The sequence below is a fragment of the Micromonospora echinospora genome (genome assembly GCF_900091495.1).
Taxonomy (GTDB): Bacteria; Actinomycetota; Actinomycetes; order Mycobacteriales; family Micromonosporaceae; genus Micromonospora; species Micromonospora echinospora.
Genome location: NZ_LT607413.1, coordinates 5,892,116 through 5,911,775 on the forward strand (window position 1 = coordinate 5,892,116; position 19,660 = coordinate 5,911,775).

The 19,660-nt window shown below is 74.1% G+C and carries 18 protein-coding genes; 10 read left to right on the forward strand and 8 right to left on the reverse strand.

The features are described 5' to 3' along the window. Positions 1-93: 93 nt before the first annotated feature. A complete protein-coding gene (locus GA0070618_RS25325; RefSeq protein ID WP_088983857.1) occupies positions 94-654 on the reverse strand; it encodes an SMI1/KNR4 family protein in 561 nt (186 codons plus the stop codon). Between the two features lie 246 nt (positions 655-900). Here GA0070618_RS25325 and GA0070618_RS25330 point away from each other — a divergent pair, with 246 nt between their 5' ends. The 9 genes from GA0070618_RS25330 (at position 901) to GA0070618_RS25370 (ending at position 9,008) form a co-directional block, all read left to right on the forward strand. Beyond that, positions 901-1,605 carry a hypothetical protein gene (locus GA0070618_RS25330; RefSeq protein WP_088983858.1) on the forward strand — a complete coding sequence of 235 codons (705 nt, stop codon included), beginning with the start codon at positions 901-903 and terminating at the stop codon, positions 1,603-1,605. Between the two features lie 303 nt (positions 1,606-1,908). Next, positions 1,909-2,325 (forward strand): TOBE domain-containing protein, encoded by a 417-nt coding sequence (locus GA0070618_RS25335; protein WP_088983859.1) that lies wholly within the window; start codon positions 1,909-1,911, stop codon positions 2,323-2,325. Then, complete coding sequence (gene modA, locus GA0070618_RS25340; protein ID WP_088983860.1) at positions 2,322-3,077, forward strand: molybdate ABC transporter substrate-binding protein; 756 nt, start codon at positions 2,322-2,324, stop codon at positions 3,075-3,077. Before GA0070618_RS25335 ends, modA begins: the two co-directional genes overlap by 4 nt. Before the next feature lie 5 nt (positions 3,078-3,082). Then, positions 3,083-3,886, forward strand: coding sequence for an ABC transporter permease (locus GA0070618_RS25345; protein WP_088983861.1), 804 nt, complete (start codon positions 3,083-3,085; stop codon positions 3,884-3,886). Beyond that, positions 3,883-4,950, forward strand: a complete 1,068-nt coding sequence (locus GA0070618_RS25350; protein WP_088985828.1) for an ABC transporter ATP-binding protein — start codon at positions 3,883-3,885, stop codon at positions 4,948-4,950. Before GA0070618_RS25345 ends, GA0070618_RS25350 begins: the two co-directional genes overlap by 4 nt. Before the next feature lie 59 nt (positions 4,951-5,009). After that, on the forward strand, positions 5,010-5,744 hold the full coding sequence (locus GA0070618_RS25355; RefSeq protein ID WP_088983862.1) for a Clp protease N-terminal domain-containing protein: 735 nt from the start codon (positions 5,010-5,012) through the stop codon (positions 5,742-5,744). A 154-nt stretch (positions 5,745-5,898) separates the two neighbouring features. After that, entirely contained in the window at positions 5,899-7,236 is a 1,338-nt protein-coding gene (locus tag GA0070618_RS25360; protein ID WP_143740304.1) for a hypothetical protein, read from the forward strand. Positions 7,237-7,434: 198 nt separating this feature from the next. Further along, a complete protein-coding gene (locus GA0070618_RS25365) occupies positions 7,435-8,052 on the forward strand; it encodes a response regulator transcription factor (RefSeq protein ID WP_088983864.1) in 618 nt (205 codons plus the stop codon). A gap of 371 nt (positions 8,053-8,423) precedes the next feature. Next, positions 8,424-9,008 carry a response regulator transcription factor gene (locus GA0070618_RS25370; protein ID WP_088983865.1) on the forward strand — a complete coding sequence of 195 codons (585 nt, stop codon included), beginning with the start codon at positions 8,424-8,426 and terminating at the stop codon, positions 9,006-9,008. Between the two features lie 88 nt (positions 9,009-9,096). Here the strand turns inward: GA0070618_RS25370 and GA0070618_RS35245 are convergent, their stop codons facing one another. From GA0070618_RS35245 to kynU, 5 genes are all read right to left on the reverse strand, one after another. Then, the gene (locus GA0070618_RS35245; RefSeq protein WP_269148440.1) at positions 9,097-11,028 is read right to left on the reverse strand and encodes an ATP-binding cassette domain-containing protein; all 1,932 of its coding nucleotides are present in this window, start codon (positions 11,026-11,028) and stop codon (positions 9,097-9,099) included. Continuing rightward, on the reverse strand, positions 11,025-12,749 hold the full coding sequence (locus GA0070618_RS25380; RefSeq protein WP_088983867.1) for an ABC transporter ATP-binding protein: 1,725 nt from the start codon (positions 12,747-12,749) through the stop codon (positions 11,025-11,027). The genes GA0070618_RS35245 and GA0070618_RS25380 overlap by 4 nt, the downstream gene beginning before the upstream one ends. A 69-nt stretch (positions 12,750-12,818) precedes the next feature. Beyond that, positions 12,819-12,938: a SapB/AmfS family lanthipeptide gene (locus GA0070618_RS25385; RefSeq protein ID WP_088983868.1), complete on the reverse strand. Its 120-nt coding sequence runs from the start codon at positions 12,936-12,938 to the stop codon at positions 12,819-12,821. Continuing rightward, on the reverse strand, positions 12,935-15,589 hold the full coding sequence (gene lanKC / locus GA0070618_RS25390; protein WP_088983869.1) for a class III lanthionine synthetase LanKC: 2,655 nt from the start codon (positions 15,587-15,589) through the stop codon (positions 12,935-12,937). Before lanKC ends, GA0070618_RS25385 begins: the two co-directional genes overlap by 4 nt. Positions 15,590-15,805: 216 nt before the next feature. Then, on the reverse strand, positions 15,806-17,068 hold the full coding sequence (gene kynU / locus GA0070618_RS25395; RefSeq protein WP_088983870.1) for a kynureninase: 1,263 nt from the start codon (positions 17,066-17,068) through the stop codon (positions 15,806-15,808). A 150-nt stretch (positions 17,069-17,218) separates the two neighbouring features. Here kynU and GA0070618_RS25400 point away from each other — a divergent pair, with 150 nt between their 5' ends. After that, positions 17,219-18,508 carry a D-alanyl-D-alanine carboxypeptidase family protein gene (locus GA0070618_RS25400; RefSeq protein WP_088983871.1) on the forward strand — a complete coding sequence of 430 codons (1,290 nt, stop codon included), beginning with the start codon at positions 17,219-17,221 and terminating at the stop codon, positions 18,506-18,508. Positions 18,509-18,520: 12 nt separating this feature from the next. Here the strand turns inward: GA0070618_RS25400 and GA0070618_RS25405 are convergent, their stop codons facing one another. After that, positions 18,521-18,820, reverse strand: a complete 300-nt coding sequence (locus GA0070618_RS25405) for a BON domain-containing protein (protein WP_088983872.1) — start codon at positions 18,818-18,820, stop codon at positions 18,521-18,523. Between the two features lie 58 nt (positions 18,821-18,878). Then, positions 18,879-19,496, reverse strand: a complete 618-nt coding sequence (locus GA0070618_RS25410; protein WP_088983873.1) for an STAS domain-containing protein — start codon at positions 19,494-19,496, stop codon at positions 18,879-18,881. Between the last annotated feature and the right edge of the window lie 164 nt (positions 19,497-19,660).

The window sequence follows — 19,660 nt, forward strand, 5'->3', positions numbered from 1 at the left end:
GCACGATCGAGAAGCGACTATCCGTCGCTTTCCGCTGGTGCCGCGTTCCCTTTCGCTCGGGAATCGTCCAGCCCGCCCACCGGACCTCGGCGGTCAGGTGGCCGCGCGTTCCCGTGCGTCCGGCCAGGGTGCCATCTCGTCGAAGTCCTCGCCTTCCTCGGCCTTGACCCACCAGCCCGTGTCGTCGACGTAGTGTTCGAACCACGCCGCCAGGCTGGGGGAGTCGATCCACCAGGCCGCATCGGGATCCCCCGGATTGGGTTCGAACAGGAGAACGGTTCCCTGCTCGCTTCGGCAGTCGACACACGCGAACATGCCGCAACCCCAGGTCAGGATCGGCAGGACCCCTTCCGGCCAGGCCCACTCGGTGCCGGCGTACCGGGCCCGCGCCTGGAGGTAGCATTCGACCGCCTTCTCCGAGGTCGGGCCGTCCGTCAGGCTGAAGAGCTGTTCGCCGGGGCCGAAGCCACCGTTCGAGAAGTCCCGGTAGATCGTCGCGAGTAGGGGATGCAGCGGGAATCCCAGCCGCTCTTCCGCGCTGTCGATCAGGTCCGGGGACAGTGGGGCTGGCAGGCCGGCGGTGAGCGGTGTCGTCGGCTCGTCCTCGCGAGCCCGGTCGGCAATCCGCGCAAGAAGTTCGGTGTAGTTCGCCACAGGGAGCGATCATGCCGGAGGCGTACGTCATTTTCGCCTCGCCCTTCGTCGCTGCCGACGACCGACCGATCGACGGGCGCGCCCGCTGATCGTGCGCCACAACTCCATGATCGACGGGGTGGACGTCGCGGCCGGTCGACGATGCTGCCCGCCCCGCGTCACGCGGTCGTGCGGGCCAACCGCCACGCAGGACCAAAATAGGCTCGTCGTATTCGTCGTTGTGCCGGGGAGATAGCGTGCATGCCTGTGGATCGACTGACGATTGAGCAGCGGGTAGGCAAGCTTCTCAAGGGCGATGACGTCGACGACGAGGATGTACGACTCTTCCTGACACGTCTCATGCAGATTCAGGAAGCCCAGGGGCGGGATGCGACCAGAGCGATTTCCCGAGGAGTCGCCCTCGCGGCGGTGTTCGTCTTCCTTTCGCACAGCAAGATTCTCGAAGCTGAACTGCTGGGAATGAAGGTCAACGACATCTCACCGCTCCGGCTCGTCGTCCCGGTCGCCATGATGCTGATGGTGCTTCGCGCTGTCGCCATCATGCGCCTGTCCGCCTTCTACCGTCGGGTCTTCGAGGAGGTGGTCAGGCGGCATCTTCCGAACTGGTACGCGTCCGGCCTGTCTCCCTTGCTCACCCCCTGGAGGGGACCGATGCTGACCCATGCCAGCCGTACGCGACTCGATGCGACCGAGCATCCGGGTGTCGATCGCCTGCACCAGATGACCAGAATGGTGGACGCCTCGGCAAGCGTCGCTGCTCTCGTGTTGTTCCAGGTGTACGTCTTCGTCAGCCTGTTCCAGGATCCGAAGGTTCCGGCCGTCGCGACTGGTGTCTCTCTCGTTCTGTCGTCGGTTCTGCTGATTCTGGTGGCGGCCTACCTCTGGTTCGTGAAACGCAGTGGTCAGCATCGGGTCGATTCGGTGAGGGTGTGCGAGCGGCAGAACGTCTGATGCTCGGGTGGGTTCGACGCCCCGGGGTGCAGCCGGAGCAGTCGACCCAGGTCGTACGGATCCCGAACGGCTTGCGCCTCGACCTCCGGCACCCCGGGTCGGTGGCGACCTGTCACCGCCTGCCATCGGTGCCTCGCTGTGGTAGCAGGGGTCCCCTGTTCGGCAGAAAGCGGTAACAGGGGACCCCTGCTACCACCCGGGCCGGGCGGCCTAGCATCTGCCGGGGGTTTGCGGGCTCATTGCTGACTTCTGCAAGGGTGGTCAGGTGCATCGGGTGGCAGATGCGGGCGTTAGAGTGTCCCGGTGACGAGCTACCGGATCGGGGAGGCCGCCGAGCTGCTCGGCGTGAGCGCCGACACCGTTCGCCGTTGGGTCGACGGGGGACGGTTGCCGGCCGGGCGGGACACACACGGTCACCGGGTGATCGACGGGGTGGAGCTGGCCGCGTTCGTCCGGGCCCAGGCCGCCGAGCCCGACGACCGGTCGGAGTTCTCCTCGGCGCGCAACCGGTTGCGGGGCATCGTCACCGCCGTGACGAAGGACGCGGTGATGGCACAGGTCGACATCCAGGCCGGCCCGTTCCGGATCGTGTCGCTGATGAGCCGGGAGGCCGTCGACGAGTTGGACCTGCGGGTCGGCGCGGTGGCGGTCGCGGTGATCAAGTCGACCACGGTGGTGGTGGAACGCCCGTCGGTGGCGCGGGGGAGGGCGGGATCGTGAGGGTGCGCGGCATCCTGGCCGGCGTGGTCGCGTCGGCCGTGTTGGCCGGGTGTGGCGGCGGTGACCCCGCCGACGCGCCCGGGGAGACCGTCACCGTCTTCGCGGCGGCGTCCCTGACCGACGCGTTCACCACGATCGCCGGGGACTTCGAGGCCGACCGGCCGGGCACCCGGGTGCGCCTGACCTTCGCCGGCAGCTCGGCCCTGGCCACGCAGATCAACCAGGGGGCTCCGGCCGACGTGTTCGCCTCGGCGGCGCCCGCCCCGATGCGGACCGTCACCGACGCGGGCAACGGCGACGGCACGCCGGTCGTCTTCGCCCGCAACCAGTTGGTCATCGCGGTGCCGAAGGGCAACCCGGCCGGGGTCGCCGGGCTGGCCGACCTGACGAGACCCGGGACGAAGGTCGCGCTCTGCGCCGAGCAGGTGCCCTGCGGTGCGGCGGCGCGCACCGCGCTCGACGCCGCCGGGGTCGCGCTCACCCCGGTCACCCTGGAACAGGACGTCCGGGGCGCGCTGTCCAAGGTCACCCTCGGTGAGGTGGACGCCGCCCTGGTCTACCGCAGTGACGTCCGGGGCTCGGACGACGTGCAGGGCGTCGAGTTCCCCGAGTCGGCCCGCGCGGTCAACGACTATCCGATCGTCGTGCTCGCCGACGCCCCGAACCGCTCCGGGGCGCGCGCCTTCGTCGACCACGTACGGTCCGAGCGGGGCCGGACGGCACTCACCGCCGCCGGCCTGCAGTCCCCGTAGCGCCGATGCGGTTGCGTGCCCCCCGGGCCGTACGGTGGCAGGTGCCGGTCGGGCTGCTCGTGCCGGCCGCCCTCGGCCTGCTCCTGCTGGTGCTGCCGCTGGTCGGACTGTTGGTCCGGGCGCCCTGGTCGGACCTGCCGGGCCGGCTGACCGAGCCCGGCCTGCTCACCGCCCTGCGGCTCTCGCTGGTCTCGGCGACCCTGGCCACGCTGCTGTGCCTGCTGCTCGGTGTGCCGCTGGCCTGGTTGCTGGCCCGGGTCGAGTTCCCCGGCCGGCGGGTGGTCCGCGCCCTGGTCACCGTGCCGATGGTGTTGCCCCCGGTGGTGGGCGGGGTGGCGTTGCTGCTGGTCTTCGGCCGGCGGGGCCTGCTCGGCGGTTGGCTCGACGAGACGTTCGGCGTCACGCTGCCGTTCACCACCGCCGGGGTGGTGCTCGCCGAGGCGTTCGTGGCGATGCCCTTCCTGGTCGTCGCGGTGGAGGGGGCCCTGCGCGGCGCGGACCGCCGCTTCGAGGAGGCCGCCGCGACCCTGGGCGCCGGTCGCTGGAGTACCTTCACCCGGGTCACCCTGCCGCTGGTGGCGCCCGGGGTGACCGCTGGGGCGGTGCTCTGCTGGGCCCGTGCGCTCGGCGAGTTCGGCGCGACCATCACCTTCGCCGGCAACTTCCCGGGCACCACGCAGACCATGCCGTTGGCGGTCTACCTGGCGCTGGAGACCGACCTGGAGGCGGCGATCGTGCTGAGTCTGGTGCTGTTGGTCGTCTCGGTCACCATCCTCGCCGCGTTGCGCGACCGGTGGGCCGTCCGGTGAGCGGCGGCCTGGACGCCCACCTTGTCGTCGACCGGGGCGGGTTCCGTCTCGACGTGCGGTTGCGGGTCGCTTCCGGTGAGGTGGTCGCGCTGCTGGGCCCGAACGGGGCCGGCAAGACCACCGCCCTGCGGGCCCTTGCCGGGCTGCGACCGCTGACCGCCGGGCACGTCACCCTCGACGGCCGGGACCTCGACCGTCCCGCCGAGGGGTCGTGGACGCCGCCGGAGCGCCGCCGGGTCGGCGTGGTGTTCCAGGACTACCTGCTCTTTCCGCACCTCAGCGCGGAGGAGAACGTGGCGTTCGGGCCCCGCCGGCAGGGGCTCGACCGGCGGGCGGCCCGTGCCATGGCCCGGCAGTGGCTCGACCGGGTCGGTCTGGCCGGACACGCCGCCTGCCGGCCCCGGGAACTCTCCGGTGGGCAGGCGCAGCGGGTCGCGCTGGCCCGGGCGTTGGCGGTCCGGCCGGCGCTGCTGCTGCTCGACGAGCCGCTCGCCGCCCTCGACGCCCGGACCCGTCTGGACACCCGGACCGAACTCCAGCGGCACCTGGCCGCGCACCCGGGGCCGACCCTGCTGGTCACCCACGATCCGCTGGACGCCCTGGTGCTCGCCGACCGGCTGGTCGTCGTCGAGGCGGGGAGTGTGGTGCAGGAGGGTGACGCGGCCACCGTCACCGCCCGTCCCCGCACCGACTACGTCGCCCGGCTGGTCGGACTCAACCTGCATCGCGGGCACGCCGCCGGTAACCGGGTCCGGCTGCGCGAGGGACTGACGCTGACCACCGCCGACCGGGGCGACGGGGACGCCTTCGTCGCCTTCCCGCCGTCGGCGGTCGTGCTCCACCCCGAGCCGCCGGGGAAGGGCCGGGGCAACACCTGGGCGGCCAGCGTCGCCGACGTCGAGCGCCACGGCGACAACCTCCGGGTACGCCTGGCCGGTCCGCTCCCGGCGGCTGCCGACGTGCCCCCGTCCGCCGCCGCCCGGTTGCGCCTCACCGCCGGTGCGCCGGTCTGGGCTGCCGTCGAGCCGGCCGCGATCAGCGCCTACCCGGCGGCGGACACCTGACGTCCGGGGTCCGTCAACCGCAGGTTGACTTCGCTAGATCGTCAACCTATGGTTGACGTATGACGAATCCCGTCCAGATGAGCAACCAGGTACGCCTCGACGACCTGATCGAGGCGATCAAGCGCGTGCACCCCGACACCCTCGACCAGCTCTCCAGCGCAGTGGTGGCCGCCGACCACCTGGGCGAGGTCGCCGACCACCTGATCGGCCACTTCGTCGACCAGGCCCGCCGGTCGGGCGCCTCGTGGACCGAGATCGGCCGGAGCATGGGCGTCAGCAAGCAGGCCGCCCAGAAGCGGTTCGTCCCGAAGGGGGGCGAGACCCCGATGGACCCGAGCGAGGGCTTCAGCCGGTTCACCCCACGTGCCCGTAACGTCGTGATGGCCTCGCAGAATGAGGCTCGTGCCGCCGGCAATCCCCAGATCGGCCCGGAACACCTGGTCCTCGGACTGCTCGCCGAGCCGGACGCGGTGGCGGCCAGGGTGATCACCGCGCAGGGGGTCACCCCGGAGGCGGTCCGCGAGGCGGTGACCGCCGTGCTGCCGGCGGCGGTGCCCGAGGTGCCGGACCTGATCCCCTACAACGCCGATGGCAAGAAGACGCTGGAGTTGACCTTCCGGGAGGCGCTGCGGCTGGGGCACAACTACATCGGCACCGAGCACATCCTGCTGGCCCTCCTCGAACAGGAGGACGGCGACGGGGTGCTCACCCGCCTCGGGATCGACAAGGCGTCGGCGGAGGCCGGCATCGCGGCGGCCCTCGAAGCCGCCGTGCGGATCACCCCCGCCGAATGAGCGGCGGCGCGGGCGTCCCGGACCGGGACGCCCGCGCCGTCATGGGTCCACGCGCTGGGCCCATTACCCGCATCTGATGTCCCGGGGGAGGCGGCGGTCGGTTTTCCGTCACCTACGACGTCGCTGAGTGCGATCGTCCGAACACGAGGCTACGATGTGCGGACGTTCCCGCCGGAAGGGTCGTCCCCCGTTGCGCCGTGCCGCGATCACCTCCCCCTCGGCCCCGAGTCAGGGGCGTCACGCCCCGTCCGGTTCGACGGGGTGGATCCGCCTCGCCCGCGCGGCTGTCCTCGTCGTGACCGGGGTCGGCGCGGCCCTGCTCGCGGTCGCGATCTCCGCTGCCCCGGCTCGCGCGGAGACCGGCGAGGCTGGTGGAGAGCCCGGGCGCCTCGCCGAGGTGGTGACCCACGTTCGGCAGCTCGGGCGCGGCGAGATTCTCGCGGTGCCGTCCCGTGAACCCGCCGCCGCGCCGGCCGGGATTCCCCTGCGGGCCGGACGGCCCGCTGTCGACGACCGGAAGCGGCTTCCCGTGGCCCCGGCCCGATCGGCCCCGACGTCGCCGGCAATCGGGGAGACGCCACTGTCCCGCCGGTCGGACCGGGAGACCGGAACGCGGCCCCGGCCGGAGCCGGTCGTGCCCCGGATCGTCTCCCGGATCCTGCCGTCGCGCGCCGCGCCGCCGGCAGAGCCGCCGGTCGCGCCGGTCGACGGGCCGGTGCGGCCCCCCGTGTCCGCTCCGCCGGCCACCCCGGACGGAGCCGCACCCACGCCGGTGACCACCCGGCCCCGGCCCCCGGTTCCCGTCGCGCCACCCCGACCGGCGCCGGACGGCGGGCCGGCCGGTCCGGTGGACGGGCCCGCCGTGTCCGCGCCGGAACCCGCGTCGCCTCCCGGTCGGATCCCGCTGCCACCCCGACTGGTCGGGGTGCTGGACGGTGCGCTGCGGCCGATCCTCGATCTGCTCACCGACGTCCTCGGTGGGGTGCTCGCTCCGATCCTCGACCTGCCGGGTGGTGGCGGCGACCCGCCGCTCCCACCGGGATCGCCGCCGCCGGCCGCGCCGGTGCCGGCACCCGTGCCCGACGCGCCCGTGCCCGTGCCCGTGCCCGTGCCCGACAGTCCGACGGATGGTCCGCCGGTCACGGGTCCGCTCGTCCAGCCCCCCTGGGTCCACAATGGAGTATCGGGTCCGTCGGGTCCGGCGGGGAGCGGCGAGTCCTGGAGCCCGTTGTGGGTGCCCGGCTCCGGGTCCGGCCACCGGATGGTGCCGGCCGCGCCGACCCTGGACTCCGGCTCGGCGTCCGGCGACTCGTCCGATGTGCCGGTCGCGCCCGGCGACGACCGGGTCAGCGGTGACAGCGGCCCCCGGGCCGGCGCGTCCCTACCACCCGAGGCGTCCCACCCGGACCGTACCGTCCGGCACGCTCTCGCCGAGGTGCCGCCGGCACCTGCCCGGGGCCGATCTCCCACGGTGGCCGCCCGCCCCGGCTGAGTACGCCCTCCCGTCGTCCGCCCCGGCTCCCGGAGCCGTCCGGCCGACGACGGGTCGCGTGGGCTCCATTCGTCCGCTTCGGAAGCGGCGGAGCCCGAGGGCCGTACCCCTTTTTCCGCGTGCGTACCGGCCCCCGCCCCCCTGTTCCGGGAGTCGGTCGGGTGGCCGTCGCGACGCGTACCCGAGATCGGAGAGTGCGTGGTGATCCGCGTTGTCGTGGTGGAGGAGATGGGGCTGCTGCGCGGTGCGCTCTGTGCCGTGCTGTCCCACGAGGAGGACATGGAGGTGGTGGCGGCGGTCGCGGACGTCGGCGAGGTGCCCGCCGTGGTGCGGCGCACCACGCCGGACGTCGTCGTGCTCGATCTGCTGCCGGAGTCGCCCGAGTCGCCCGGCCTGGTCCGGACGATCGAGGAGATCGCCGGCCAGGCGCCCAAGGTGGCGGTCCTGGCGATGAGCTACCGGTGGAGTCCTTCCGTGCTGGAGGCGGCGGTGTCCGCCGGGGCGCGGGGGTTCATCGGCAAGGACGGGCCGCTGGAGGAGTTGGTTCGGATGATCCGGTCGCTCGCCGCCGGGGAGCGGGTCATCGACCCGACGGCGGCGGTGGCGGTGCTGAGCCCGCCGAAGAGTCCGTTCACCCCCCGGGAACTGGACGTGCTGCGTGCGGCTGCCGAGGGGTTGCCGCTCAAGGAGATCGCCCGCCGGCTCTTCCTGGCGCACGGGACGGTGCGGAATCATCTGTCGGCGATCCTGCGCAAGACCGGATCCCGTAACCGGATGGAGGCGATCCGCCGCGCCCAGCGCGAGGGCTGGCTCTAGCGGGGCCGGTGGTGGGGTCGGGCCGACTGACCCCGCCGCCGGGACTCCCTCGCGACCCCGTTGCGCCCGCCGCCGTGCGTGGTGGACCCGAACGGCGATGGCGTGTAGTCGTCGGTGGCATGTCCAGGCCGTTCAGTCCCGTGCAAAGGACTTTCCGGCCTCATCGGTCATCGTGGAACTCATCCGACTGGACAGCGGTACCGGCCGAACATCTGATTCGGTATTGTCCATTCGGGAGGGACGGGGGGCCGTACGGGGGAATCCGTCAAAGTCTCATTTTTCGCCACGGGTTTCGTCATGCCGATCGGACGTTACATCGGCGTGATGCGACGTTAACTTCCCATGCTTTCCGGCAATTCGGGAGGAAATTCGTGATCCGTACCATGCTTGCCCTCGACGGCACGCTGATCCGCGGTGCGTTGGCCCTGGTGCTCGCCGCCGAACAGGACATCAGCGTGGTGGCCGAGGTGGATCGGGGCGACGAGATCCAGCCCATGCTCTGGACGAAGCTGCCCGACGTGGCGGTGGTCGACCTCGACCTGATCGACGACGGCGGGGCCGGCACCGTCGGACCGTGCCCGATGCTGGTGCTGGCCGACCGGCGTCGGGTCCGGGGACTGCACCACGTGCTCGCCGGCGGGCGGACGGTCGGCGTTCTCGCCAACGACGTCTCACCTCACCGGGTGGTCGACGGTGTGCGCCGGCTCGCCCGGGGAGAGACGGTGGTCGACGCGGAGCTGGTGCTCGCCGCGCTCACCGCGACCAGCCCGCTCACCGGGCGGGAGACCGAGATCCTGGAGTTGACCGCGGCGGGGGCGACGGTCGCGGAGGTGGCCGGCTCACTGGGCCTCTCGCCGGGGACGGTACGCAACCACCTCGGCCGGATCGCCCGGAAGGCGGGCGCGCGTACCCGGGTGGAGGCGGTCCGTGTCGCCCAGGACGCCGGGTGGATCTGACGGGACGGCACCGGCCCGATCCGGCCGGTGCCCGGTCCCGGCCGGGGGCGTCCGGAACCAGGTCGGGACGCCGTTGGCGCGCTTCCCGTCAGGCGGGTCCGGTCCGCGCGGGTGAGCCGGCCGGCGGTGACGACGCCGGCAGGTCGTCCCAGTACCCGACCAGTTCCCGGTAGGTGGCGGACCGGGCGAGCAGCTCCCGGTGCTCACCGAGCACCGGGAGCTCCCCGTCCAGGACCAGCACCCGGTGCGCCCGCAGCGCGGACGTGATCCGGTGGGCGACCACGACCAGGGTGCCGGGCCGGCGGGCGAAGGCATCCTCGACCAGTGCCTCGGCGGCCGGATCCAGGTGGCAGGTCGCCTCGTCCAGGATGGCCAGTGGGGCGGGGGCAAGCCAGGCCCGCACCGCCGCGATCACCTGCCGCTCCCCGGCGGAGAGCGCCGTCGGCACCACCGGCGCGTCCAGCCCGCCCAGCCGGCCGGCCAGGGGCCGGGCACCCAGCGCGTCCAGTGCCGCCGTGAGGACCGCGTCGTCCGCGTCCGGACGCAGGTAGCGCAGGTTCGCCGCGAGCGAGCCGCTGAAGACGTACGCCTCCTGGGGCACCAGCACCCGCAACCGGGCGAGCCGGTCGGCGTCAACGGTGTCGACCGGCGCACCGGCGATCACCACCGAGCCCGCCTCGGGACGCACCAGACCGGAGACCAGGGCCGCCAGGGTGGACTTGCCCGCCCCGCTCGGTCCGACCACCGCGAGGTGCTCGCCGGGGGCGAGGGTGAGCGAGAAATCCGCGAGCACGGGGCGGGCGCGCGGGCCGTACCGGAAGGTCAGCCGGTGGACGTGCAACGCCGGGGTGCCGCCCGGCACGGGCGGGCGTGTCCCGTCCGCCGACCCCGGTGGCCGACGTCCGGTCACCGGGCCGTGTTCCGTGGTGAACACGTCGTTCCGCCCGGGGCCCGTGGCGGATGCCCCGTTCCGCGTCGCGCCGCCGTGCTGCGCCGGGACGGTTCCGGCGGGACCGGGCGGGCTGGTGCGCAGGATCCGCTCCAGGGCCACCACGTACCGCAGGCCGCCCCCGCCCACCCCCTGCACCAGGGCCCGCAGGGCCGGTTGCAGCCCCGTCGAGACGTAGACCAGCGCGCCGAGCACCGCCCCGGCGGTCACCCCCCGGTCCACCAGCCACGACGCGGCGAGCATCAGCACCGCCAACGGCGCCCACCCGCCCAGGCCGAGGCTGAGGCTGCGCAGGGCGGTCATCCGGGCGACGGTCCGCTCGGCGTCGGCCTGTGTCGCGATCCGCGCCGCGACTCCGGCGACCACCCGGTCCTGCGCGCCGCAGGCGAGCACGTCCCGGTGGCCGGCCAACGCGGTCGCCGCCGCCTCGCCGAGCGCCTCCCCGGCCCGCACGTAGCGGCGTTGGTGGGCGACCATCGCCGGCAGTCCGGCGACGAACACCACCAGCCCGGCCAGCAGGGGCACGGCGACCAGGCCGGCGACCAGCGGGGCCAGCGCGACCAGGCCGAGCAGCGCCGAGACAGCGGCGAAGAGGAAACCGCGCACCACCATCAGCAACCCGCCGAAGGCGTCCCGGACCACTTCGACCTGCTGGGTCAGCCGGGCCACCGCCGCGCTCTCCGACCCGATGCCGCCGGTGGTCGCCGCGCGCAGCGCGCTCCGCACCACCCGGTCGGCCAGTTCGTCGCGGAACGGCTCGACCACCGCCCCGAGCGCTCGGTACACCCCGCCGGTGGCTGCCGCGCCGACCAGCATCGCCACCGCCAGCACGCCGAGCCAGACCAGGCCGGTGCCGAACCGCCCGGCCAGGAACCCCTGGTCCACCGCCCGGGCGACCAGGAAACCGGAGAGCAGCGCCGGCACCGACTCGGCGGCCGACCAGCCGGCGAGCCGGCCGAGTTCCCGTCGTCGGGCCCGCAGCGCCCGGCCGGTCTCCCGGAGCACCCCGGCGGGCGGCTGTCGGGAACCTGTCGTCGGCGGGGCGTCGTCCCGGGCAGGGGAGTGGGTCACGGCGTGCCCTCCCCGGCCTGGAAGACCGCCCGGTAGGCCGGGTCCGACCAGAGGAGACGGTGTGGGGCGAGGGCCCGCAGCCGTCCGCCGTCGAGCCAGGCCACCAGGTCGGCCGCCGCCGCTGTCGCCGTCCGGTGGGTGACCACCAGGCGGGTACGCTCACCGGCCCGCCCGGCGATTGCCCGGGAGACCCGGTGCTCGGTGGCGGTGTCCAGGCTGGACGTCGCGTCGTCGAGGACGAGCAGCCGTTCGGCGGCGAGCGCGCGGGCCAGCCCCAGCCGCTGCGCCTCGCCTCCGGAGAGCGGCGCCCGGTGCAGCGGGGTGCGGAAGCCCTCCGGCAGGCGGCCCACGCAGTCGTCCACCGCCGCCGCGCGGGTCGCGGCGAGCACCGGGGGAGTGGCCGGGGCGTCCGGTGGTGGGACCGCGGCGTCGGCGGGCAACGCCAGCCCGACCGCCTCGTGCACGGTCGCGCCGACCAGGACCGGCCGCTCGAAGGCGTACCCCACCGCGCGGCGCAGCGTCGCCGGGTCGAGCCGGTGCAGCGGCACCCCGTCGAGCAGCACCTCACCGGCGTCCGGGTCGTGCAGCCGACCGGCCACCGCAGCGAGGGTGGACTTGCCCGACCCGGAGACGCCGACCACGGCGACCGTGCCACCGGCGGGCACGGTCAGGTCGACCCCGGAGAGGATCGGACGGCCGTCGTCGGCATGGACGGTGACCTCGCGCAACGTCAACTCACCCCACCCCCGGGGCAGGGACCGGTCGCCGACCGGGGCCACCGGAAGGGCCAGCGGTTCGGCGAGACGGTGCGCGCCGGCGCGGACCCGGACCAGGCGGTTGAGGGCGGCCACCGCCGCGCCGAGTCCCGCGCCGAGAGTCGCGTACCGGACGGCGGCCACCAGCTCGCCGGGGGTGAGCCAGCCGGCGGTCAGCCCGTACCCGCCGACGGCGATCACGGCCAGGGTCAGCAGCGGCGCCACAGCGGCGGTCCGGGCACCCGCGCGGGCCAGCAGCTCCCAGCTGCGGCGGCCGTGTTCGGCCAGCTCGGGCAGGGGTTCGAGGATCCGTTCCCGCTCCTGGTCGACGGTGCCGGCGGCGGCGACGGTGCGCGCCCCACCCGTCGACTCCAACAGTCGCCCGGCGATCGCGCCGAGGACCCGCTGGTAGGCGGTGATCACCGTGGAGGAATCGGTGACGAAGGCACGCAGCAGCACGGTCAGCAGGACCAACCCCGCGAACAGGGTCAGGCCGAGCGCCGGCGCCAACAGGGTGAGCGCGACGACGCTGCCCAGCGGGGGGATCACCGCGACCGCGCCGAGGACCACCGCGTTGCCGGCCTGCCCGGCGTCGGCGGCCTGGGCGACCAGCCGGGCGGTCAGGTCGCCCACCGGGTGCCGGCGCGCCTGCCGGACGTCCAGGCGGAACAGGTGGCGGGTCAGCTGGTCGCGCAGCCGGGCGGTGGCCCGGGCCGCACCGTACCCGGTGGCCAGGTCGCTGAGCGTGTCGGTGGCGATCAGCACCGCCACCAGGACACCGGCGACCAGCGGCCACCAGCGGGAGCCGTCGCCGAGCGCGGCGTCCACGGCGTGACCGAGAGCGGTGGGCAGGAACAGTTGGGCGGCGGCGCCGAGCAGCGCGACCCCGGCCAGGGCGATCGTCCAGCCACCGCCGTGCCGCACCGACCGGCGTACCAACCGGTCCCCGGGTGACCGCGTCCCCATTCGTCCTCCCGACACGCGTGTGCCCCGGGCGGGTACGTCTACCCGCCCGGGGCTCGCTTGGTGATTCGATCAGTCGCAGGACGTGACCGACAGCGAGCTGCCCTCGCAGAGGAGCAGGCTCAGCCCACTGGTGTCGCCGCCGCCGTGGGTGCGGTCGGCCTCCATGCCCTGAAGGTCCAGAAGCGTCATGTCAAATCACCTCCCCCCGAGGTCTCGGTCGTCAGGCTCGCCCCCGTTGGTGAGGGGAGTTCGGGTGCGCCGGCCAGCGGCGCGAGGAAGGGCAGCGTCAGCGGTTCGTCGTGCCGCGCCGCGCCCAGGGCGAACAGCACACCGGCGGTGCCGGTGGCGAGGTCCATCGAGAGCCGCAGCAGCTTCTCGCCGGGGAAGGCCACCCCGTCGGCGTACGGCATGGCGTGCCAGGCCAGCCGCCGCAGCTGCGCGTCGAGTTCCTGCCGCTGCTCGGGCGTGCGGGCGGTCGCCGCGAGGTAGGCGACGATTCCCGCCCGGCCCGCGAAGAGGCCGCTCTGCGCGTACATCGGGGACCGGGCCGCCTGGTACGCCGCAGCGCTCGCCCGGGCGAACCCGTCGTCGTGGCGGTGCGTCAGGTACTGGTCGATGGCCAGCCCCACACCGACGCCGCCCTGTCCGAGGTAGGGCATGGTCCGCCAGCCCTCGTTGACCTCAAGGGCGCCGTTCGGGCGTACCACGCACCGACGCAGGTCCTGGCGCAGGGCCGTGGCGGCGTGCTCCAGCAGCGTCGCGTCCCCGGTCAGCTCGTACAGGCGCACCAGCATCAGCGCCGGCCCGCTCCGACCGCGCAGCAGCCCGGCGTACGGGTGCACACCACCGCTGATGTCCGGTCCGGGGTCGTCGGCGAGCCGGTCGACCACCCGTTCGGCGGCCTGCCACGCGGCGTCGCGCAGCCCGGACTCCCCGGTGCGTCCGGCCAGGTCGGCCAGGTTGAGCGCCACTCCTGACAGGCCACTGAGCAGGCTGTGGTCCAGCCGGTCCCAGGGCTCCCGGAGGCAGATCTCGACCACGTCCAGCGCGTCCTGCCGGCGGCCTAGCCGCTCCAGCGCGTACGCGACCCCGTGCAGCCCGTCGTAGAAGCCGAGCCGGGTGCCGGAGACCGGGTTCTTCGCCCGCCGGACCAGCCACTCCTCGTGTTCCGGCCGGCGGCCCGCCCCGGTCTGCGCCAGGGTGTGCAGCACCCCGGCCGCGCCGTACGCGAGGTTGAGCCCGCCGCTGCGGAACTGCTCGATGTCACCGGGGAAGAGCCGGTCGTTCCGGTCCGGGGTGGCGCTGGCGAGGATCGCCCGGGCGAGCCGGTCCCGGACGGTCGGCCAGTCGTCGGCGGCCAGGTCCGGCACGGGCACGCCGGTCGGTACGGAGCCGGCGCCGGTCGCACCCGTCGCGTCGGACCCGGTCTCCGCGGCGAACGCGGCGGTGATCTCGTCGACCGCCGGGTCGAGGAAGGAGCGGGGGACCGGGAAGTTCTCGGCGATGACGTCGGCCAGGTGCGCGGCCTTCGCCGGGGAGAGCCGGACCAGCTGGGTCAACGGGAGGAACAGCGCCAGGCGGAGGCAGGCCAGGGCGTACCGGTCGGCGGCCTTGCCCCGGACGTGGCGGGGCGCGGCGAAACCCTGGTTACGCAGGCCCGGCCGGTGGCTGTCGTCCTCGGCGGCGGCGACCTCGAAGTCGATGAGGGCGATCCGGTCGTCCGGTCGCACCATGATGTTGGACATGTGCAGGTCGCCGTAGACCACGCCCCGGTCGTGGATCGCCTGCACGGCGGTCTCGACCTGGGTGTAGACGTCCCGCGCCCACCGGGTGTACGCCGCCAGCTTCTCCTCGGTGGCGTCGGCGACGACCAGCGGGTGCCGGTTGGCGAGCACCTTGTTCAGCGGGCGTCCCTCGACGAACTCCAGCGCGAGGAACCGGTGCTCGCCGAGGGTGAACTCGTCGTGCAGCCGGGGCAGCTGCGGCAGGTCGGCGAGCCGGCGCAGCATCGCCGCCTCCCGCTCCAGCCGGGCGACCGCGTCGGTTCCGTCGGAGTCCAGGCCGGCCAGGGGGCGGGCCTCCTTGAGCACCACCTGCGCGTCGTCGCGGGTGTCCCGCCCCACGTAGAGGCCGCCGCCGTTGGAGAAGTGGATGACCTTCTCGATCCGGTAGGGCACCTCGTTGGTGCTGGTCGCGCTCCGGGCGGCCAGGTGCGGGGCGAGGAAGTCGGGCAGGGTCACCCAGGACGGCACGTGGAAGACCGGGTCGCGCCGGTCCGGCACCAGGGTGCCGGTGTCGTCGGCGATCGCCGGGACGGTCTGCCCGTCCGGGGTGAGGCAGTAGCGGGCGGTGAATCCGCCGTAGCGGACGTACACCGGGCCGGTGCCGTAGCGCAGGTCGCTGAGGATGTACGGGCCGGTCTCGCCGACGAGCAGCTCGTCGAGCTCCTTGCAGGCCAGTTCCAGTTCCGCCTCGTCACGCGGGTAGATGGTGACGAACTTGCCGCTGGCGGCGCGGGGGGCGTACTTCGAGTTGCGCAGCAGGACGATGCGCGGGCTGCGGAGGAACTTGAACGCCAGGCCACGCGGCACGCAGTACGACCAGACCGCGTCGAGCACTCGCTCGGCGTTGTCGACACCGGCCGAGACGTGGATCTTCCAGCCCTGCGGGGGCAGCGAGCCGCCCTCCGGGGCGTAGTTCATCCAGTCGCTGGTGGCGTCGGAGGTCCAGCCGTCCGGGGTGGGACGCCCGGTCACGAAGGTGTGCCCGTCGGTGGCGTTGCCGAGGGAGTCGTAGAACAACCGGTCCGTGACACAGAAGCTGTCGTAGCGCTCGTCCACCGTCTGACCTCCTTCCGTGTCCCGGGCCGGTCCTCGTTTCCGGCGATGCAATGAGTCTCGTGGACGGGACAGTGTCGGTTCCAGTGCGCTTAGTCACGACGCCGGGTGCGCAGCGCACGGGTACTCATGACAAAAGTCAGACGACACCCGTGCGACACGCAGGAGCCGCCCGGCGCGGACGCCGGGCGGCTCGGATGGTCGGGGTGTCGTCGCAGGTCAGGTGACCCGTGGCGGCTCCACCGGGAGGTGTTCGTGTCCGCCGCGCGTCACCAGGTCGCGCAGCCGTTCCATGCCGTCCCAGACGTCGACGTAGCGGGTGTAGAGAGGGGCGGGGCCGAGCCGCAGACGGTCGGGCACCCGGAAGTCACCCACCACCTTCGCCTCGCTGATGAGTGCCTGGGAGATCCGCAGCGCGTCCGGGTGGGCCAGGCAGATGTGGCTGCCCCGGCGCTGCGGGTCGCGCGGCGAGGCCAGCGTGAAACCGAGCGGCGTGAGCCAGGCGTCGGCGAGCTCCACCATCAACTCGCCGAGGCCGACGCCCTTGGCGCGTACCTGGTCGATGCCCGCCTCGGCGAACACGTCCAGCGCCGGGTCGAGGGCGGCCAGCGACAGGATCGGCGGGGTGCCGACCAGGAACCGGTCGATGTCCGGGGCGGGGTCGTACTCCGCTCCCATCCGGAACTGGTCGCGCTGGCCGAACCAGCCCCAGATCGGCTGGCGCAGCCGGGCCTGCAACTCCTCGCGGACGTAGAGGAAGGCCGGGGCGCCCGGGCCGCCGTTGAGGTACTTGTAGGTGCAGCCGACGGCGAGGTCCGCGCCGGAGGCGGTCAGATCGACGGGCACCGACCCGGCCGCGTGCGACAGGTCCCACAGGACGTACGCCCCGACCTCGCGGGCCGCCGCGTTCACCGCGGCCAGGTCGAGCAGGGTGCCGGAGCGGTAGGAGACCGCCGAGAGCACGACCAGCGCCACCTGGTCGTCCAGGGCCCGGCGGACGTCGTCCGGGTCGAGCCCCTCGTCGAGGTGCGAGGCGATGGTCCGCACGGTGAGGCCCCGCTGCGCGGCGAGCCCCTGGAGGAGGTACCGGTCGGTGGGGAACTCCTCGGCGTCGACCAGGATGGTGTGCCGGCCGGGGTTGGCGTCCAGCGCGGCGGCGGCGAGCTTGTAGAGGTTCACCGACGTCGAGTCGGAGACGACCACCTCGCCGGGACGCGCGCCGAGCACGTGCGCGGCGAGCCGGTCGCCGAGCCGGCGACCCCAGTCGATCCAGGTCGACCAGGAGCGGACCAACTCCGTGCCCCAGTCCTGCCAGGCGAGTCGGGCCAGGGCGTCCGGTGTCGCCGCCGGGAGCCGTCCCAGGGAGTTGCCGTCGAGGTAGACCAGCTCCGGGTCGGTGATCACGAAGCGGTCGCGCAACCCGGCGAGGACGTCGGCCGCGTCCCGTTCCTCGGCCGCCCGACGGGACAGGTCCCCACGCATCGTCCGCTCCCCTCGTCCACGCCACGAGCCGGGCCACCATAACCGATCGACCGGCGACGTCCGCCGAGGCCATCCGCGCGGCGACCCGGGGCGCGGTCGCCCGGCGGGTAGCCGCTCCCGGCCGCCGACGTCCCGGTAACCTGCTGGTCCATGACCGGATCGGCGACGCGGGGCGCGGCAGCCGTCGTCGGGGCCCTCGTCCTCGGCGTCGCCACGGCGGTCCCGGTGCCCGCCGCCGGGGCGGCCTCCACGCCGACTGCCGCCCTGCCGAGCGCCACCGGACGGCCCGTCGGGGCCGGAGCCCCGCCGCCAGCGGTGCCGTGCCCGAGGCAGCCCGCCCCGGCGGTCTCCCGGCCACCCCGACCGGTGCCGCCGCCGGTCGCGCCGGCCGAGCGGGCCGTGGGCGGGACGGCGCTGGCCACCTCCGGGCTGGTCGTACCGGCCGGGTCGTCGCCGCCACCGAGGGTGACCGCCACCTCCTGGCTGGTCGCGGACCTGGACACCGGGGCGGTGCTGGGCGGGTGCGGCCCGCACGAGCCGGGCACCCCGGCGAGCGTGCAGAAGCTGCTGCTCGCGGCCACGCTGCTGCCCAGCCTGGACCCGCGGCGGGTGGTCACGGTGACCCGCGCCGACCTCGACATCGAGCCGGGCAGTTCGGCGGTCGGGCTGGTCGAGGGCGGCCGTTACCCGGTCGAACTGCTCTGGCTCGGACTGCTGCTCCAGTCCGGCAACGACACCGCCAACGTGCTCGCCCGGCTGGGCGGCGGCGCGCAGGGCGCGGCCGGCGGGGTCCGCGCGATGAACGAGCGGGCCCACCGGCTCGGCGCGTACCAGACCCGCGCGGTGACCCCGTCCGGACTGGACGGCCCCGGCCAATTCACCAGCGCGTACGACCTGGCGCTGATCGCCCGGGTCTGCTTCGCCGACCCGACGTTCCGGCGGTACGCGCTCACCCGGCAGGCCCAGGTCCCGGCTCAGGGGCGGCTGGCGCGGGGCTTCCAGATCCAGAACGAGAACCCGCTCGTGGACCGCTATCCGGGGGCGCTCGGCGGCAAGACCGGCTTCACCGACCTGGCCCGGCACACCTACGTCGGCGCGGCCGAGCGCGACGGTCGCCGGCTCGTCGTGACGTTGCTCGGGGCCGAGCCCCGGCCGCTGCGCGGCTGGCAGCAGGGGGCCGCGCTGCTCGACTGGGGGTTCTCGCTGCCCCGGAACGCCACGGTCGGCCGTCTGGTCGACCCGGGCGAGCCGGTGCCCGGTGCCACGCCGGCCGGTGTCCCGGCCACCGCCCCGGCCGTCGCCGCCGCTCCTGCCGCAGGCACGTCGGGCGGGTTCCGGTGGCCGGGTGTGGCGGGGGTCGGCCTGGCGCTGCTCGGGGCGATTCTGGCCGTCGTGACGCTGCGCCGTCGCCGGGGTGACCGGACGTCCGCCGACGGGTGACCCGGGGCGCGGTCAGCGTCGTGGTCGCTGCCGGTTGGTGAGCCGGAGGGTGTTGCAGACGTCGGCGACGCCGTGGACGCCCCAGGCCAGTTCCCCGGCGGTGAGCCGGACGTCCGGACTCTCCACGGTGCCGCCGAGGATGACCACCCGGTTCTGCACCTCGACGACGATCCGCTGACGGCGGGTGAGCCGGTTGCCGTTGAGCCGTTGCGTCACCTCGGCGGCGATGCGCCTGTCGTCGTTCCCCGGTGGCGTCGGGGACGGCTCGGAGGGACGGGCGTCGTCGTCGGGGAACGGCCAGGGCAGGACCACGGGACTGCTCCTTGTGGACGGGTGGGGACGGGCGGGTGGTGGTTGCCGCCGGTCCGGGTCAGGGGTGCCCGCACGGCACCGCCGCCCGCCCTGCGGGGGAGGAGGTGGACCGGAGGCCGGCCAGGTGGGCCACCGCCTCGTCCCGGCTGGCGAAGGTCGGGACGACGGTGTCCAGCCGCATGGTGCGCAGGACGGCGCGGACGAACGCCGACGGGGCGGCGAGGCAGAGCGTGGCACCCCGCTCGCGGGCCTCCCGTTGGGCCCGGACCAGCAGGCCCAGGCCGGTGGAGTCGACGAGGTGCACCCGACTCAGGTCCACCACCACGTCGCCGCCCATGTCCGCGGCGTGGCGCAGGGCGGCGCGGAGGGTGTCGCCGGTGTCCAGGTCGACGTCGCCGGTGGAGGTGACGACCGTGACGTCCTCGACATGGTCGATGCCCAGGACGCCACCGGGGCCGTGGGCGTCGCAGCCCGTCCGCTCGTCGGCCCCGGGCAGCAGGCTGCAGTGCGGGCAGCGGTGCGGCCCGGAGGCGAACGGCGAACCCGTCCAGCCGAGGTCGGTGACCAGCGTCCAGACGACCTCGGCGTCGGGCAGCACGCAGGCGAGCCCGGTGGTGGACTCGCCACAGGTGTCGCAGATCAGAGTCATCAGCCGGTCTTCGGACACTACGGTCATCCTGCTGTCGTCTCCTCCGGATCGGGGTGCGGGCACCGACCACCCCACCCTGCCGCCGGGGATTGGCGACCTCCGCGCGGATCCATGACAGTTCCGTGACGATCCGCCCTCGCCGCCGCCCGGCCGAACGGTCGATCTATTGACATGTGTCACTGCCGTGGCAA